This is a genomic window from Xenorhabdus kozodoii (genome assembly GCF_002632875.1).
GTDB classification, from domain to species: domain Bacteria; phylum Pseudomonadota; class Gammaproteobacteria; order Enterobacterales; family Enterobacteriaceae; genus Xenorhabdus; species Xenorhabdus kozodoii.
Map to the genome: position 1 here is coordinate 1 of NZ_NJCX01000026.1, position 18,096 is coordinate 18,096.

Consider the following 18,096-nt stretch of genomic DNA (forward strand, 5'->3'; position numbering starts at 1 on the left):
TAGATAATGCGCGTATTCACCATGGGATCGAGAAAAAAATAGAACGTCGCGGGTTACAGGAGCACAACCTGTTTTTACTTTACCTTCCCACCTACAGCCCAGAGCTGAATCTGATTGAAATCGTCTGGAGACAGGCCAAATACCACTGGCGACGGTTTATCACCTGGACGCAGGAAACCATGGACTATGAGCTAAATACGCTATTGGCAGGTTATGGCGACAAATTTGCAATTAATTTCTCTTGAGGACTTATTAATAAATGTACTAATGTGTTCACTCTGTATTTCACTCTTAATGGATATTCTGGCTGCGGATAGATTTCTATGATGCATATGTAAGACCTCTGTCAACAATTCGGAGTTGTTAAAATTCAAGCTATATTGAATATAGTTTGAATTATGTTAGGTAGATCACAATATTAAGATGATGAATTTACAGTAACATACAAAGTAATTGAAACTACTTTTTGTTTTATGATGTCTTATTAATCGGAAAAGTGAAATTATGAATGAGTTTAGACAATATTAATGCATTAAAGAATAGCAGGGCATATTAACTATGAATAACATTGACCACAATCGCCGAAAGTGGCTCGGCATAAGTGTGGCCGCATTGGGGTTAAGTTTATTACCCCAATCGGTTTTAGCTGCACTGACAACATCACGTCCCCGAATTTTACGCTTCAATAATTTGCATACCGGAGAAACACTCAAAGCTGAATTCTTTGATGGCCATCGGTATAATAAATCTGAATTAGCCCGCCTGAATTACTTATTTCGCGATTTTCGTCAAAATAAAGTTACAACCATTGACCCGAAATTATTTGATCAAATTTATTTATTGCAAATTATGATGGGAATAAATAAGCCTGTTCAATTAGTTTCTGGTTATCGTTCTCTGGTGACAAATAATATGTTGCGCCACGCCAGTGGTGGGGTGGCAAAACACAGTTACCATACCCGTGGGCAAGCCATGGATTTCCATATTGATGGCATTCAGCTCGCTCATATTCGTAAGGCCGCATTGAGAATGCGGGCAGGGGGCGTAGGGTTTTATCCAAAGAGTAATTTTATTCATATTGATACAGGCCCGGTCAGGACATGGTAATCTTATTACCGATTGAGTCTTGATTGTGGAGTGAAACAGTATAATGAAATACCATATTATCCCCGTCACGAGGGCGATGCAAAATTGCACATTAATTTGGTGTGAAGAAACTCAGGAAACAGCAATTGTTGATCCTGGTGGTAATGCCGAACAACTTATTGCTGAGATAGAGCGCCGTGGGTTGAAACTGACCCAAATTTTGCTGACGCATGGTCACTATGATCATGTTGGCGCCACTGTTGAAGTTGCTAAGCATTTTAATGTGCCGGTTTACGGGCCACACAAGGAAGATGCTTTTTGGATAGAGGGCTTGGAAATTCAATGCCAAATGTTTGGTGTTGAACCCTGTCCCTCTTTTACCCCCGATCGTTGGCTAGATGAGGGGGATATACTGAAAATCGGCAGTGTTGAACTCTCTGTTTTGCATTGTCCGGGGCATACACCGGGGCATATCGTTCTTGCCAACCATACCGATAAGATCATCTCAATGGGAGATGTGTTGTTTAAGGGCAGTATTGGCCGTACTGATTTTCCAGGTGGGGATCAGGATGAGTTAATTCAATCCATTAAGGAAAAGGTATTGCCATTGGGGGACGAGTACCAATTCATACCGGGCCACGGTCCAATGTCAACATTGGGTTATGAACGGGAAACAAACCCATTCTTGCAGGATTAATTGTTCTCGTAAGAATAGCTGTGAAAAAGATAAAAGCCGCTTTGTCAGCGGCTTTTCAGAAAATCAGGCGTGATTAGAGTACTGCAACGATAGCTTCACACAGGGGAACCATATTCTCCAGTGTCAAGCCCGCAACGTTGATACGACCAGAGCTCACCGCGTAAACACCGTATTCATCCCGCAGACGATCAACTTGTTCTTTCGTCAAACCGCTGAATGAGAACATACCATTTTGAGCGCAAATAAAGCTAAAGTCTTGCTTCGCACCTTTTTCTTGTAAGGTGTTCACAAACAGTTGGCGCATACGCTTAATGCGTTCACGCATTGTTGCCAATTCCTGAATCCATTCTGCTTTCAGATCATCATTGGACAGAATAGTCGTCACAACAGAAGCACCGTGCGCCGGTGGGTTAGAGTAGTTGGTGCGCACAATGGATTTTGCCTGGCTGAATGCTTTTTCTGCGGTATCGCTGTCTGTTGCAACGATGGTGCAAGCACCAACACGTTCATTGTACAGGCCAAAGTTTTTGGAATAAGAGCTGGCAACGATCAGTTCATTGTGGTTTCGGGTAAAGATACGCAGGCCTTCCGCATCTTCATCCAATCCCTTGGCAAAACCTTGGTAAGCAAAATCGAACACAGGCAGCCAGCCGTTTGCCGCAGATAAATCTGCCAGTTTCTGCCACTGTTCAGTAGTGGGATCAATACCCGTTGGGTTATGGCAGCAACCGTGCAGTAGAACGACATCACCTGCTTGTGCCTCAGATAAACTTGCCAGCATTCCCTCGAAATCCAAGGCATGCTTTTCTGCGTTGTAATAGTTATATTCGCGGATCTCCAAGCCAGCGCTGGCGAAAACACCTTTGTGGTTTGGCCAGGTTGGGTTGCTGATCCAGACACGTTTTGCATTGGTCTGTTTGGCAATAAAGTCGGCGGCAATGCGCAGTGCGCCGGTTCCACCTGGGCTTTGTACAGTACGGGCGCGTTTGTCCGTGACAATCGGGCTGGTGTTGCCAAAAAGCAGTTCCTGAGTGACACGACCAAATTCAGGTAATCCACTAATGGCCAGATAATTTTTGGTCGTTTCGTTTTCCAGCAGGAATTTCTCTGCTTTTTTAACAGTCGTTAATACAGGGGTTTTACCTGTTTCGTCTTTGTAGACGCCGATACCTAAGTTAATTTTATTTTCACGAGGATCAGCTTTAAAGCTGTCCGCTAAACCAAGAATAGGGTCGGCAGGCGCTGCTGTGATTTTTTCAAACATTTTTTTGATTCCAAGACTCGGAGAGTTAAGCCCAAAATAAATGATACGCTGCTCAGGGTAACCTTAAGGGATCGATTTGCCAACCACTTGTCGCAAAAAGAATAAAATCTTGTGAAGTGGTTTACGGAGTGAAAAAAAGAACCTGAAAAAACAGATAAGTAAGATGCAAAAAGCAGCGCCGGAGCGCTGCTTTTCTAAGATAGACTGATTAGCTTTTCGCTAAACCGTTTATCAACAGTCATTAGAACTGATAAGTCAGGCCAACACCGAATACGTTGCGAGCGTTTGCGTCTACACCTTCGTTTTTGTCCAACAGGTTGATTTTGTAATCAACATAGGTAGACAGGTTTTTGTTAAAGTAGTAGTAAGTCCCTACAGAAACGTATTTAACCAGATCAGCGCTGTAGCGTTCTTCACCTTCACCCAGATCTTTGCCTTTAGATTGAACATAAGCCAGAGATGGTTTCAGGCCCAGGTCAGAGAACAGGTATTGTGCAACCACTTCAAAGTTCTGAGTTTTATTAGCAGTAGCAGTAAGGGAGGAGGTGGCGCTCTCCTCTTTAAAGTCAGCAGAAGTCAGATTACGGGTTTCGCCGTACATTGCTGCCAGGTATACGTTGTTCGCATCGTATTTAGCACCGATGTTCCATGCTTCAGCACGTTTACCGTGAGCAACAGCATTATTCCATTCACCGTTTGCACGAGTAGAGTTAGCGTAAGAAGCACCAACAGTGAAACCGTAACCTACGTTATAAGTGGTCGCCAAACCGTAGCCATCGCCATTTGCTGTAGCGCCGCTACGTTTATTTTTGGTGCGCTCGCTGTTTTGACCTTGGTATTGCACGGCAAAGCCCAAGCCATCAACCAGACCGAAGAAGTCAGTGTTACGGTAAGTCAACAGGCCAGTAGCACGACCGGTCATGTAGTTATCAGTTTTAGCCATGGAGTCAGCACCGAAGATTGGCAGCACGTCAGTCCATGCGTTGATATCGTAGTTGACGCCGTAGTTACGACCGTAATCCAGTGAACCGTAGTTAGCGAATTTCAGACCCGCGAAAGCCAGACGAGTTTTAGTCTCTTGCCCACCTTCGATGCCGTTAGCATTCAGGTTGTATTCCCAACGACCGAAACCAGTCAGTTGATCATTAATCTGAGTTTCGCCTTTGATGCCGATACGTGCGTAAGAAGCATCGCCATCTTCGCCGCTTCTTTTATCAGCGATCTGGTGACGAACGTCTACTTTACCGTACAGATCCAGTTTGTTGCCATCTTTGTTAAAAATTTCAGCTGCGTTTGCTGTACCAGCAACCAGCAGAGCTGGAATGACCACTGCAAGAATATTGCGTTTCATTATTATTACCCTCATTGGTGTTATCTAGACACCTGCCACTGCCAGAAATAGAACACTAAAAAAATTTGGAACTATTTTTGACTATCGAGTGTCTTATTAGTCGGCGACCAGTGTTCCATTGGTAATGAATTTTATCTACCGGCAAAATGCTACAAAAGTGCAAAATCGGTAACAAAGTGAAAATAGATGTTTCAAGATGTAAATTTCAGGGAACTTTTTTAGTGTGCTTTTCGCCATAAAATAAAAAAAGCCAACTTTCGTTGGCTTTTTACGGGATTGATTTTTAGCTCGTTTATTGAGCTGATTCATTAGAAACTTGCGTTTCTTGGTGTCCGTGGGAAGGGGATTACATCACGAACGTTGGAAACGCCGGTGACATAAGCGACTAAACGTTCGAAGCCCAAACCGAAACCGGCATGCGGTACAGTGCCGTAACGACGCAGGTCACGATACCACCAGTAATCTTCTTTATTCAGCCCCATCTCTTCCATACGCTGATCCAGCCTATCCAGACGCTCTTCACGCTGAGAACCCCCGATGATTTCACCGATACCCGGCGCTAACACGTCCATTGCTGCAACGGTTTTGCCATCTTCATTCATGCGCATATAGAAGGCTTTAATATCTTTTGGATAGTTTTTCATGATCACTGGCGCTTGAAAATGTTTCTCTGCCAGATAACGCTCATGCTCTGAGGACAAATCCACGCCCCAGAAAACCGGATTTTCAAATGCCTGCCCACAATTTTCCAGAATTTCAATGGCATCGGTGTAATCCAACTGAACGAACTCTGAATCAACAAATTTTTCCAGACGAGTGATAACTTCACTATCAACACGCTCTGCAAAGAAAGCCAGATCATCAGCGCGTTCTTCCAATGCTGCCTTGAAAACATATTTCAGCATCTCTTCGGAAAGTTTAGCGATGTCATTCAGGTCAGCAAAAGCCACTTCGGGTTCAACCATCCAAAACTCGGCCAGATGACGGCTGGTATTGGAGTTTTCTGCACGAAACGTTGGGCCGAAGGTATAGATTTTGCTCAAGGCACAGGCATAGGCTTCGCCATTTAACTGGCCGGATACCGTCAGAAAAGCCTCACGACCAAAGAAATCCTGACTGAAATCCACTTCGCCTTTGTCTGTGCGTGGCAGGTTTTGCAGATCCAAAGTGGAAACGCGGAACATTTCGCCGGCACCTTCTGTATCGGATGCGGTGATCAGCGGGGAAGAGACCCAGAAGAAGCCTTTTTCATGGAAGAAGCGATGCAGGGCTTGAGCCAGTGTATGGCGAACACGAGCCACGGCGCCGATCAAATTGGTGCGTGGACGAAGGTGTGCCACTTCACGCAGATATTCAATACTGTGGCGTTTAGCTGCCATTGGATAAGTATCAGGATCATCAACCATGCCAACGATCACAATGTTCGTGGCTTGCAATTCAAAATCCTGCCCCTTACCTTGAGATTCCACCACCGTACCCGTAATTTCAACAGAACATCCCGTGGTTAAATGTAATACTTCATCCTGATAATTGGGTAAATTATTATTAACGACGGCCTGTAATGGATTAAAGCAGGAACCGTCATAGACGGCGAGGAATGAGATGCCAGCTTTAGAATCTCTCCTTGTACGTATCCAACCGCGAACGGTGACTTCACTGCCAACCGCAACACGGCCTTGCAGTACATCGACCACAGGCGCTACGCTCATAAATTTCTCTCTTTTTTATATATAGTGGGTTAATAACGGGATAGATTTTTACCAAATACTCCTGAATTCAGGAGTAGATCCCCTATCTTACTTGCCATCTCTCAGGAAACAAGTGGAAATTGCGGGTGTTAATGCGGAAAAGGAGGGAAAAGGGGTTTTTTATTTGCGTAACCCGCATAAAGCCGGTTACGCAGAAGATATTTAGCCAGGTTATGCCGTTTTTCTATACCGCTTTCTCTATATAAGGAATATCGAATGCCTGGCGTAACTTATTGACAAATTCATCATCTTCACAGATGGTTTTGCCGGGGCTATCCGAAAGTTTTGCCACGGGTTTGCCATTGCATTCGACCAGTTTGATAACAATATTGAGTGGCCTTATGCCCGGAATATTGCAGGTCAATCGTGTGCCAATACCAAAAACCACATTAATTCTCTTATGGAAATGCTGATACAGTGCCAATGCTTTTTGTAGATCCAGGCTGTCAGAGAACACCAATGTTTTTGTCATTGGGTTGATATCCAGTGATTGGTAATGAGCGATGGCTTTTTCCCCCCATTCGATAGGATCACCGGAGTCATGGCGCAGACCTTGGTAAGCCGTTGCTAATGGTTTGTCAAAATCCCGCAAAAAAGCATCCATCGTGATGCAATCCGTCAAGGCGATGCCCAACTGGTTTGGGTATTCATTGAGCCAGGTTTGCAGCGCAGCCCTCTGGCTATTGGCCAGCTCCGGGCTAATTTGTTGGTGAGCCTGGAACCATTCATGGGCTTGTGTACCGAGAGGTGAAAGATCAAGCTGTTCGGCCAGTTGATAATTGCTGGTCCCGATCAAATAAGGGAAGCTATTTTTCAATTCATTGATAATGGCATATTGCACTGCGTGTGAAAAACGCCGGCGAGTACCAAAATCCATTAACTTAAAACCGGATAGGTCGATATTTTTTTCCGCGGCGTCTTGATAAAACAATTCGACCAATTTTCTCAATTGAATAACGGCATCTTCGGGCGTTATTTCAGGTGAGCGATGACGATGAACCAATTCGCTGATCAACGCAAGCAGAGGCACTTCCCATAAGATAACTTCGCGCCATAAACCGGAAATACGGATGGCTAATTGCCCTTCATGGGTAACAGAAACGTCTACTTGTTTAGGATTAAAGCGGAATGTCTTGCACCAGTTAAGGTAATCCTCTTTAAAGAACGGGAGGCGGGAAAGATAATCGACTTCACGTTCTGTCAATGTTAAGTCTGCCATCATGTCAATTTGATGACGTAATGGCTCGGCGTATTCTCCGAGCAGCTCGTCACCACGGCAACGAAATTCTGCAACAACAGGAATATCGTTGTAATGGTGGTACACTGCTTGCTGCATGTGAAACTTATAGGCATCAGTATCAAGCAGCGATTTGATAATCGGGGTAGCGTCTAAAGTCATGGCGCGTCAGGCATCCTCGCGGAGCATATTCGTGTCAGCTAAATCGATAAAGTCGGGAGAGTATACCGTGATTATTGGGTTATTAAAGCGATATAACTGCATATATTTTCCCGAATCTAAAGATAAGGTTAATCCATTTATAGATAATATCATGTTAAATGAGATATGAGATGACAATTCGCACGAAAGCACTAATATATCGATCACATCACTTATACCTTTATTTAATAAGTTATTAACATCTAAAAAAGAAACTTATTGATTGAAAGGACAGTTTCTCTATGGCAGCGTTTATGCTTGTTAAAAATAATGGAAAAGGTTCCCTATGACACAACAGCGACTCGTTAAACACCGTCTGGATTATACAGCACCAGATTACACAATTACTCACATTGATCTCGATTTTGAGCTGGATGCTGAGAAAACAACAGTGACGGCAATCAGCCAGGTAAAACGTCAGATTAATGACATTACCCCACTGGTTTTGGATGGCGAAAACCTCACCTTAAAAGGCCTCTATATCGATGATAAAGGGTGGGAACATTATCAGGAGCTGGATGGAAAGTTGCTTATTGAGCAACTCCCAGCCCAGTTCAGCCTGAAAATTGTCAATGAAATTAATCCGACCGCAAATACGGCACTTGAAGGGCTGTATGTCTCTGGCGATGCTTTGTGTACCCAGTGTGAGGCAGAAGGATTCCGTCATATTACTTATTATTTGGATCGACCCGATGTTCTGGCTTGTTTTACAACTCGCATTACCGCGGATAAATCTCAGTACCCATTCCTGCTCTCCAATGGTAACCGTATTGATCAGGGAGAGCGGGAAGATGGGCGTCATTGGGTAAAATGGCAAGATCCATTCCCAAAACCGGCTTATTTGTTCGCATTAGTTGCGGGGGATTTTGATGTCCTGCGTGACACGTTTGTGACCCGCAGTGGACGTGAGGTTGCATTGGAACTGTTTGTTGACCGGGGCAACTTGGATCGTGCTGACTGGGCGATGACATCGTTGAAAAACGCGATGAAATGGGATGAAACCCGCTTTGGTTTGGAATATGACCTTGATATCTATATGATCGTCGCCGTTGATTTCTTCAATATGGGGGCGATGGAGAACAAGGGATTGAATATTTTCAATTCTAAATATGTGCTGGCAAAAACGGAAACGGCAACCGATGAAGATTACCTTGCCATTGAAGCGGTGATCGGACACGAATATTTCCATAACTGGACAGGCAACCGCATTACATGCCGTGACTGGTTCCAGTTAAGCCTGAAAGAGGGGCTGACCGTGTTCCGTGATCAGGAATTCAGTTCTGATTTAGGTTCACGTTCGGTTAACCGTATTAAGAACGTAAGTGTTATGCGTTCTGCCCAGTTTGCTGAGGATGCCAGCCCTATGGCGCATCCTATTCGTCCCGATCAGGTGATGGAAATGAATAACTTCTATACGATGACCGTCTATGAAAAAGGCGCAGAAGTGATTCGGATGATCCACACCTTATTGGGTGAAGAACAATTTCAGGCGGGTATGCAGCTTTATATCCACCGTCACGACGGTAGCGCCGCGACCTGTGATGATTTTGTTCAGGCGATGGAAGACGCTTCTAATGTCGATTTGACACTTTTCCGCCGCTGGTATAGCCAATCTGGCACACCGGTATTGACTGTCCGTGATGAATACGATGCAGAAAAACAACAATATATTTTGCATGTTAGCCAACTGACACCCTCAACGGCAGATCAGAAAGAAAAACATCCCCTGCACATTCCTCTGGACATTGAACTGTATGATGCACAAGGAAAGGCGATCCCACTGCGTCGCAATGGCCAACCTGTACATCCTGTTTTGAATGTCATCAGTGCAGAGCAATCATTTGTTTTTGACGATGTTTCAGCACAGCCTGTTCCTTCTTTACTGCGTGAGTTTTCTGCGCCGGTGAAACTGGATTATCCCTACAGTGATGAACAACTTTCATTTTTGATGAAACATGCACGCAATGCGTTTTCCCGTTGGGATGCCGCCCGGACATTGTTCATCAATTATGTGAAGCTAAACGTTGTCCGTAACCGAAAATCGCTGCCACTGGAATTGCCAATGCACGTCATTGATGCTTTCCGTGCTGTACTGTTGGATAAAAATATCGATCCGGCATTGGCGGCATTGATTTTGACTTTGCCGTCTGAAAATGAAATGGCAGAACTGTTTACGGTGGTCGATCCGCAAGCTATCCATGACGTCATTCGCGTCATGACGAAGGTACTCGCTAATGAGATGGTGGATGAGTTTTCTGCGGTATATCACAGCCTGCATACAGGGACATACCGCGTGGAGCATAAAGATATTGCGAAACGCGATTTGCGTAATACCTGCCTCTACTATTTGGCCTTTACTGATAACAAAGAGTTGGCTGACCAATTAGTGGCGGCACAATATTATCACGCTGATAACATGACTGACAGTATCGCTGCTTTGTCTGCGGCTGTATCTGCTGAATTGCCTTGCAGTTATCAATTAATGGATGAATTTGATCAGCGCTGGCATCAGAATGGTTTGGTCATGGATAAATGGTTCAGGCTGCAAGCGACCAATCCAGCTTTCGATGTGCTTGATAAAGTACGTGATCTGATGAAGCATCGTTCTTTCAGCCTGAGTAATCCAAACCGTGTTTATTCACTCTTGAGGATCTTCTTTAGTAAAAATGCGGTGGCTTTCCATGCTGAAGATGGTAGCGGTTATCAATTTTTGGTGGAAGTCCTCACCGAACTGAATAGCCTCAATCCTCAAGTCGCCTCACATTTGATTGATCCGTTGATCCGTCTGAAACGTTACGATGAGAAACGTCAGGCTTTGATGCGTAATGCACTGGAACAGTTGAAAGGTTTAGAAAACTTGTCTGGTGATCTGTTCGAGAAAATTACCAAGGCACTTGAAAGTTAACATATTCTCCGGCTCTGGCCGGAGAAGCCAGGTTCGCCAATAAACCCTGTTGTTTTAAACGGGGTTTATTTTTGCCTGCTTATGAAGGGGGCTTTTTTGTTGACTCATATGATGGTAAATTAGCGCTCACTTCCTGCTGCCACAACGCACAATGATATATGTATGGGATTGCGCACAATTCAAAACGTATAACTGACAATTCCCACGTAACTGATTATAAAAACGCGATCATAAAAACTCGCTCGTAAAAAAATAGGTTAATTTAAATGTGTTATTCTCTAGTACGGAAAGCATTATTCCAGCTTGATCCTGAACAGGCACATGAGCTGACTTTCCGCCAACTCAAACGCGTCACCGGTACGCCTTTCGAATTTCTTATCCGCCAATCCGTTGCCACTAAGCCCGTGACTTGCATGGGGTTGTCTTTTAAAAATCCACTTGGTTTAGCCGCTGGCCTTGATAAAAACGGTGATTGCATTGATGCGCTTGGCGCGATGGGCTTCGGGTTTGTTGAAATTGGTACAGTGACACCACGTCCACAAGCTGGAAATGATAAGCCAAGATTATTCCGCGTGGTTGAAGCAGAAGGGATCATCAACCGGATGGGGTTTAATAACCTTGGGGTGGATAATCTGGTTGAGAATGTTAAGTGCGCAAAATATGATGGGATCATCGGGATCAATATTGGTAAAAATAAAGATACGCCGGTCGAGAATGGAAAAGAGGATTATTTAATTTGCATGGATAAAATTTATCCCCATGCAGGTTATATCACTATTAATATTTCTTCCCCCAATACACCGGGTTTGAGGACATTACAGTATGGTGATGCACTGGATGATCTCTTATCTGCGATTAAAAACAAGCAAAATGAGCTTCAGAAAAAGTTCCAAAAATATGTTCCTGTTACCGTTAAAATTTCTCCTGATCTTTCAGAAGAGGAATTAATAAAAATTGCTGATAGTTTAATTCGTCATCATATTGATGGTGTTATTGCAACAAATACCACATTGGACAGACAAATTATCGCAGGATTGAATCATTGCCAGCAGGCAGGCGGATTGAGTGGGCGTCCTGTACAATTGCGCAGTACCGAGATTATCCGCCGCCTTTCGCAAGAATTAAAAGGTGAAATACCGATTATTGGTGTGGGTGGAGTTGATTCACTTGTTGCAGCCAGAGAAAAAATGGAAGCAGGCGCTTCATTAATTCAGATATATTCTGGTTTTATCTATAAAGGGCCAAAACTTATCAAAGATATTATTGATCATATCTAAACATTTACCGTAATTTGGGGCAGGGGTTTATTTCTGTCCCCAATTCGTCTATATTTTGTCATATAGATTAAATTTTATCATTTATTTTAACTTTGTTATTTCGGTGGTAATACTTATTTTTAACCAAAAAAGCTATTTTGAGCATAAAAGGGTAATCAATGAAAATTAGACCTGATGATCAGTGGCGCTGGTATTTCGATCCTGAGCATAGTCGAGTTATGCTCGATCTTGCTAATGGCATGGTTTTTCGTTCCTGTTTTCCCGTTAAGATGTTGACTGATTACGCTGTTACAATGAAAGAAATGTCATTCTCGGTTGATGATGCTGCGTTTTTTTACACCTTCGAAGAACATTTACGTCGTATTAACATGGCTCCGGCGCTTAGGGCTGAATTAGCGTTGAATGGGGTGGTTGCGTTACGTTTTATGAAACCACTAATGCCTAAGAGCTGGTATTTCTCCCCTATTTCTTTAGTAGAAAAACCAGAACAGGGTGAAATTATTCAGTTTAAATTACAAGATAGTGGCACTGAGGCGCTGTTTATGGTCGCAGAAGTGGGTGACAATGCCAGTTTGTGCCTGCTGGCACAGCAAAAGTTAGCGCTGCATGATCGGGTAATGAATTTTTGTGATCCCATTAAGGTTATGAATGATCGCATAATGCCTTATATTGAGCCTGCGCCGACATCAATATATGATCGGGCGATTTAGTTATTGTATTTATAATATTCTTCCTACTCACATCATTGTCCACACGCTATCAAATACATTTACAATGTCAATCAATGGGATGGTTTTCTTCCATATCTATTTTTTATTTAAAAATGCAATAATAAAAATCTTATTAAAATTAACAAGATAGATATTAAAAACCAGATAGATAACTGACTGCTTATATTATACTGCCTGATTTCAATTCCACTACTACTGTTATATATTATTAATGCTTATCTTAATTCAATGACTAAATCATTTTGAGGTATACAGCTACATGCCAGAATTTTCCCATCACTTTTGATAGAAGTGGATTTTAATGGCAATACATCCCCTTCAATCAGAGATACCTTACAAGCACCACAAATTCCGGCACGGCATGAATAAGGGACCCGAATACCTTGATCTTCCAATTGTTCTAAAATAATTTGCTGATTATTGCCAATAAATTGTTGCCCATTGAATTCAATAGAAACAGTTTGTTGTTCCACTTTCTTTATCGCCAAATCGGTTGCTTGTTCACCACCGCCATATTCCCGTGGCGTTTTCTTTTCCAAAACAGTGACGCGATCACCGACTCGAATAATGCCGCTATTACGGGCAATGGCATTTTGCCCAAAATCCACTGCCCCATTTTCTCTGGCTGTTCTGAACGATTGTAGTGTCGCCAGTGGCTCACCCTGTGGATTTTTACGACCTTTTTCCGGGCTGACGGTTGTCAAGATACAACGACTGCACGGTTTTGGTAGATCGAAAACAATATCGCCAATTTGGATCACCTGCCAGCTATCCTCTTCAAAAGGGGCGGCACCGGTGACAATGATATTGGCACGGAACTGCTCGATTTTAATGCTGGCAGGACAACGTTGTTGCAGGGCCTGAAAAGAGGCTTCATTGATAATTAAATAGGGAAAACCATCTGCGAATGATAAAGAAATATCGGGAAATTTCTTAACCCGCCGTGTTAGCGCCTCACTAAGCCAGCGTAGTTGTACCGGTTGTTCAAAAAAACCACTTAACCACTCATTCACCCTCTCAGGGGCGACTAAAGCGGTAAAATGATTTCCCCAAACTTCGGTAGGGAAGCGCTCCTCTTCAAAATCATCGTAAAGCACAGTGACGCTTTCCCCGTTTGGCGCCTGTAAATACACGCCGTTATGGAGCATGGCTGGGGTAAATAGCAGCAATTGAGGATATTGGCGGGCAGTAATAAAAGTACCATCAGTCTTGGTGATCATAAAATTGCGATCAAACATCAAGCCACTTTCATTGACGAGGGAATGGGAGATTTGTACTCCACGCATGGATTTGACGGGATAAGTATAGAGGCGCGACAGGGTTAACATCCATTATCTCCAAAATGTTTTTATCTTTACCAAGGTATTTTTATCTGTACAAAAGTATTTTTTATCTTTGATCGTGTCAGCAACTTTAGGATATGTCGACGGTATTGGCTATAATGTGCAACAATTTTTTTGGTGGTGAACTTTAGTGATGATTAATAAGATGAACTCTCTCTTTGCCAGCACGGCACGTGGTCTGGAAGAACTGTTAAAAAACGAACTGGAAATATTGGGCGCACAATCCTGTAAGATTGCCCAAGGTGGGGTTCATTTTCAGGCTGATGATCAGGTGATGTATAAGAGCTTGCTGTGGAGCCGGCTGGCTTCCCGTATCATGCTGCCACTTAACGAATTTAACGTTTACAGTGACCTGGATCTGTATCTTGGTGTTCAGTCTATTGACTGGAGTGACATTTTCTCAGTTGATAGCACGTTCGCTGTCTATTTCAGCGGCACAAATGACGAGATCAGAAATACACAATATGGCGCATTGAAAGTCAAAGATGCCATTGTTGACAGTTTCATGCGCAAAATAAATCGACGTCCTGATGTTGCTAAACAACAGCCTGATATCCGTATCAATGTCTTCCTGAATAAAGAGAAAGCGTTCGTCTCACTCGATTTGAGTGGTGATAGCCTGCATATTCGTGGCTACCGTGATTTGGCCGGGCAAGCACCACTGAAAGAGAACCTTGCCGCCGCGGTCGTTTTGCGTTCTGGTTGGAATGCAGGCACACCAATGGTTGATCCCATGTGTGGTTCTGGAACGTTGCTAATAGAAGCCGCCATGATGGCAGCAGATTGTGCACCTGGCCTGCATCGTAAACATTGGGGTTTCACCTCATGGTTGAAATTCGATGAAACCATCTGGCGCGAAGTGACGACAGAAGCACAGGTACGTTTCCGTAAGGGGTTGCAGGAGACAACTTCGCGCTTTTTTGGAACAGATATTGATCGCCGGGTAATGGACATGGCGCGTTCGAATGCGCGCAGGGCAGGGGTGGCTCAATTGATTCAGTTCCAGCAGGGAGATGCCAGCAAGCTGGAAAATCCGCTGCCGGAAGGGCCAGAGGGAACCGTATTAAGTAACCCGCCTTATGGTGAACGTCTTGAAAGTGAACCGGCATTGGTTGCGCTACACAGTGTCTTTGGTCGCTTGATGAAAGCCCGCTTCCCCGGTTGGCGTTTATCGTTATTCAGTGCTTCGCCAGAGTTGTTGAATTGCTTGCAATTACGTGCAGAGCGTGAGTTTAAAGCCAAAAATGGCCCTCTGGATTGTATCCAAAAAAATTATTTCATCCAGAAGAGTGAACAGTCAGCGGATAAACCCCCGTCATTGGATATCGGTATTGCTGAGGATTATGCTAACCGTCTGCGTAAAAATGAGAAAAAAATCAGCAAGTGGGCCAAACAGCAAGGCATTGATTGCTATCGTTTATATGATGCGGACTTACCTGAATACAATGTTGCTGTTGATCGCTATGCCGATAAAATTGTTGTGCAAGAATATGCACCGCCAAAATCGGTGGACGCCAATAAAGCTCGCCAACGCCTGTTTGATGTGATCAGTGCAACAATGAATGTGCTCGGTTTATCATCCAACCAACTGGTCTTGAAAACCCGTCAGCGCCAGAAAGGCAAAAGCCAGTATGAAAAAATGGCGGAGAAGCAAGAATTCTTTTTGGTCAATGAATATGGGGCGAAATTCTGGGTTAACCTGACCGATTATTTGGATACGGGATTATTCCTTGATCACCGTATTGCCCGTAAAAAATTGGGTGAAATAAGCCGAGGCAAAGATTTCCTTAACCTGTTTGCCTATACCGGTTCGGCAACCGTTCACGCCGGATTGGGGGGCGCCCGTTCGACCACCACGGTAGATATGTCTCGCACTTATCTTGAATGGGCAGAGAAAAATTTACAGGTGAATGGCTTAACGGGGCGTCAGCACCGTTTGATTCAGTCTGATTGTTTGGGATGGTTAGCCCAGTCCCATGAACAATTTGATGTCATCTTTATTGATCCCCCAACATTCTCTAACTCCAAACGGATGGAAAACACGTTTGACGTTCAACGTGATCACGTCGAGTTGATGAAACAACTAAAACGCCTGTTACGTCCTGGTGGAACCTTAATGTTCTCCAATAATAAGCGGGGTTTTAAAATGGATGTTGCTGAATTGAATAAGTTAGGGCTGGTTGCTAACGAAATAACAGAAAAAACGCTATCTCAGGATTTTGCCCGTAACCGTCAGATCCATAACTGCTGGCTGCTGCACCACGCTGGCGAGGAAAAATAATATTATGTCATTGATTAGTTTATCCGGTGCCTGGTTATCATTCAGTGACGCACCGTTGTTGGATAATACTGAACTTCATATTGAAGAAAACGAAAGAGTGTGTTTGGTTGGCCGAAATGGGGCAGGAAAATCCACATTATTGCGTGTGTTGGCAAAAGAGCAATCATTGGATGATGGCGTAGTTATCTATGAGCAAGATCTGGTTGTTGCGCGTTTACAGCAAGATCCGCCTCGTGACGTAGAAGGCACGGTATTTGATTTTGTTGCCGAAGGGGTAAAAGAACAGGCTGAATACCTCAAAGCGTACCATCATGTTTTGCGTTTGGTCGAGACAGATCCGAGTGAGAAAAATCTCAACCATCTGGCAGAGTTGCAGGAAGTGCTGGATATCCGTGGTCTTTGGTCATTGGATAGCCAGATTAGCGATGTGTTGAAACAACTTTCTTTGCCGGCAGAAGCAAAACTCTCTTCATTGTCTGGTGGTTGGTTACGTAAAGCCGCATTAGGCCGGGCGTTGGTTTGTTCGCCAAAAGTCCTGTTTCTTGATGAACCCACCAACCACCTTGATATCGATACCATCGAATGGCTGGAGAATTTCCTGAAAGACTTCAATGGCAGCCTGGTGTTTATTTCCCATGACCGCTCATTTATCCGCAATATGGCGACACGTATCGTCGATCTGGATCGCGGAAAGCTGATTTCATGGCCGGGAAATTACGATAAATATCTTGTCGGAAAAGAAGAGGCATTGCGGGTTGAAGAGTTGCAAAATGCCGAGTTCGACAAAAAACTGGCACAGGAAGAAGTTTGGATCCGTCAGGGTATTAAAGCACGCCGTACCCGTAATGAAGGCCGGGTAAGGGCATTGAAAGCATTACGCACAGAACGCTCTGAACGCCGTAATGTCATGGGAACGGCCAAAATGCAGGTCGAGGAAGCGACACGTTCCGGTAAGATTGTTTTTGAAATGGAAAATGTGAATTACCAGGTTGGTGGTAAGACATTGGTCAAAAATTTCTCGGCCCAAGTCCAACGTGGCGACAAAATTGCCTTGGTGGGGCCGAATGGCTGCGGTAAGACGACATTATTGAAATTAATGCTGGGCGATTTGTCCGCAGATAGTGGGCGCATTCATTGTGGTACAAAACTGGAAGTTGCTTACTTTGATCAGCATCGGGCAGCACTGGAGCCTGATAAAACCGTCATGGAGAACCTCGCGGAAGGTAAACAAGAAGTCATGGTCAATGGACGTTCCCGCCATGTACTGGGTTATTTGCAGGATTTTCTTTTCCATCCCAAACGCGCAATGACGCCTGTGCGAGCGCTGTCGGGTGGTGAGCGCAATCGTCTGTTGCTGGCTCGTCTGTTCTTGAAACCCAGCAACTTGCTTATTCTCGATGAACCGACCAATGACCTGGATGTTGAAACATTAGAGTTACTTGAAGAATTAGTTGATAGCTATACCGGAACCGTGATCCTGGTGAGCCATGACCGCCAATTTGTCGATAATTCAGTCACTGAGTGCTGGATTTTTGAAGGCAATGGTGAAATTAACAATTTTGTCGGGGGCTATTACGATGCCCAGCAGCAACGGTCACAAACTGTTTCTCTGCGTCAGGTTGCGGAAAAAAAGGTGAATGCGGTAAAACCGAAAGAATCGTCTAAACGGGCAAACAAGACAAACAATAAGATAAGTTACCATTTACTGCGTGAATTAGAACAACTACCCTTATTATTAGAGAAATTAGAAGAAGAGATAAATCAATTGCAATCTCAGGTCAGTGACCCGGAATTCTTCAATCAAGCGCATGCAATTACACAAAATGTTCTGAATGAATTGGCAAATAAAGAACAAGAATTGGAAAAAGCGTTTGATCGCTGGCAAGAATTGGAAATGATGAAAAATGGATGATCGCTGCCGCATAGACGAAACTTGTGGGTTTTGCTAAAGGAGAAACACTTTGTGTTCCAATAA

The 18,096-nt window shown here is 43.9% G+C and carries 13 protein-coding genes; 8 read left to right on the forward strand and 5 right to left on the reverse strand.

From position 1 onward, the window contains the following. From Xkoz_RS25960 to Xkoz_RS15795, 3 genes are all read left to right on the forward strand, one after another. Positions 1 to 245: transposase (locus tag Xkoz_RS25960; RefSeq protein ID WP_208615283.1), on the forward strand; the 245-nt coding region annotated here is incomplete at its 5' end. 313 nt (positions 246 to 558) lie between these two features. After that, positions 559 to 1,107 (forward strand): peptidoglycan L,D-endopeptidase MepK, encoded by a 549-nt coding sequence (mepK, locus tag Xkoz_RS15790; RefSeq protein WP_099143023.1) that lies wholly within the window; start codon positions 559 to 561, stop codon positions 1,105 to 1,107. Between the two features lie 43 nt (positions 1,108 to 1,150). After that, complete coding sequence (locus Xkoz_RS15795; protein WP_099143024.1) at positions 1,151 to 1,783, forward strand: MBL fold metallo-hydrolase; 633 nt, start codon at positions 1,151 to 1,153, stop codon at positions 1,781 to 1,783. A 73-nt stretch (positions 1,784 to 1,856) separates the two neighbouring features. Here Xkoz_RS15795 and Xkoz_RS15800 read toward each other — a convergent pair whose 3' ends face one another. The 4 genes from Xkoz_RS15800 to pncB all read right to left on the reverse strand — a co-directional run bounded on the left by Xkoz_RS15800 (position 1,857) and on the right by pncB (position 7,545). Further along, a complete protein-coding gene (locus Xkoz_RS15800; protein WP_099143025.1) occupies positions 1,857 to 3,047 on the reverse strand; it encodes an amino acid aminotransferase in 1,191 nt (396 codons plus the stop codon). A 241-nt stretch (positions 3,048 to 3,288) separates the two neighbouring features. After that, positions 3,289 to 4,398: a porin gene (locus tag Xkoz_RS15805; protein ID WP_099143026.1), complete on the reverse strand. Its 1,110-nt coding sequence runs from the start codon at positions 4,396 to 4,398 to the stop codon at positions 3,289 to 3,291. A gap of 308 nt (positions 4,399 to 4,706) precedes the next feature. Next, the gene (gene asnS / locus Xkoz_RS15810) at positions 4,707 to 6,107 is read right to left on the reverse strand and encodes an asparagine--tRNA ligase (protein WP_099143027.1); all 1,401 of its coding nucleotides are present in this window, start codon (positions 6,105 to 6,107) and stop codon (positions 4,707 to 4,709) included. 223 nt (positions 6,108 to 6,330) lie between these two features. After that, complete coding sequence (pncB, locus tag Xkoz_RS15815) at positions 6,331 to 7,545, reverse strand: nicotinate phosphoribosyltransferase (RefSeq protein WP_099143028.1); 1,215 nt, start codon at positions 7,543 to 7,545, stop codon at positions 6,331 to 6,333. Between the two features lie 325 nt (positions 7,546 to 7,870). On the opposite strand from pncB, the gene pepN reads away from it, so the two are divergent. The 3 genes from pepN (at position 7,871) to Xkoz_RS15830 (ending at position 12,476) form a co-directional block, all read left to right on the forward strand. Beyond that, complete coding sequence (pepN, locus tag Xkoz_RS15820) at positions 7,871 to 10,489, forward strand: aminopeptidase N (protein ID WP_099143029.1); 2,619 nt, start codon at positions 7,871 to 7,873, stop codon at positions 10,487 to 10,489. Between the two features lie 266 nt (positions 10,490 to 10,755). Next, a complete protein-coding gene (gene pyrD / locus Xkoz_RS15825; protein ID WP_099143030.1) occupies positions 10,756 to 11,766 on the forward strand; it encodes a quinone-dependent dihydroorotate dehydrogenase in 1,011 nt (336 codons plus the stop codon). Between the two features lie 158 nt (positions 11,767 to 11,924). Then, on the forward strand, positions 11,925 to 12,476 hold the full coding sequence (locus Xkoz_RS15830) for a cell division protein ZapC (protein WP_099143031.1): 552 nt from the start codon (positions 11,925 to 11,927) through the stop codon (positions 12,474 to 12,476). Positions 12,477 to 12,712: 236 nt separating this feature from the next. Here Xkoz_RS15830 and Xkoz_RS15835 read toward each other — a convergent pair whose 3' ends face one another. Further along, positions 12,713 to 13,825: a YcbX family protein gene (locus Xkoz_RS15835; protein WP_099143032.1), complete on the reverse strand. Its 1,113-nt coding sequence runs from the start codon at positions 13,823 to 13,825 to the stop codon at positions 12,713 to 12,715. A gap of 160 nt (positions 13,826 to 13,985) precedes the next feature. Between Xkoz_RS15835 and rlmKL the strand changes: the two genes are divergently transcribed. Next, entirely contained in the window at positions 13,986 to 16,121 is a 2,136-nt protein-coding gene (gene rlmKL, locus Xkoz_RS15840) for a bifunctional 23S rRNA (guanine(2069)-N(7))-methyltransferase RlmK/23S rRNA (guanine(2445)-N(2))-methyltransferase RlmL (RefSeq protein WP_099143063.1), read from the forward strand. 4 nt (positions 16,122 to 16,125) lie between these two features. Then, positions 16,126 to 18,033: an ABC transporter ATP-binding protein gene (locus tag Xkoz_RS15845; RefSeq protein ID WP_099143033.1), complete on the forward strand. Its 1,908-nt coding sequence runs from the start codon at positions 16,126 to 16,128 to the stop codon at positions 18,031 to 18,033. Positions 18,034 to 18,096 lie beyond the last annotated feature (63 nt).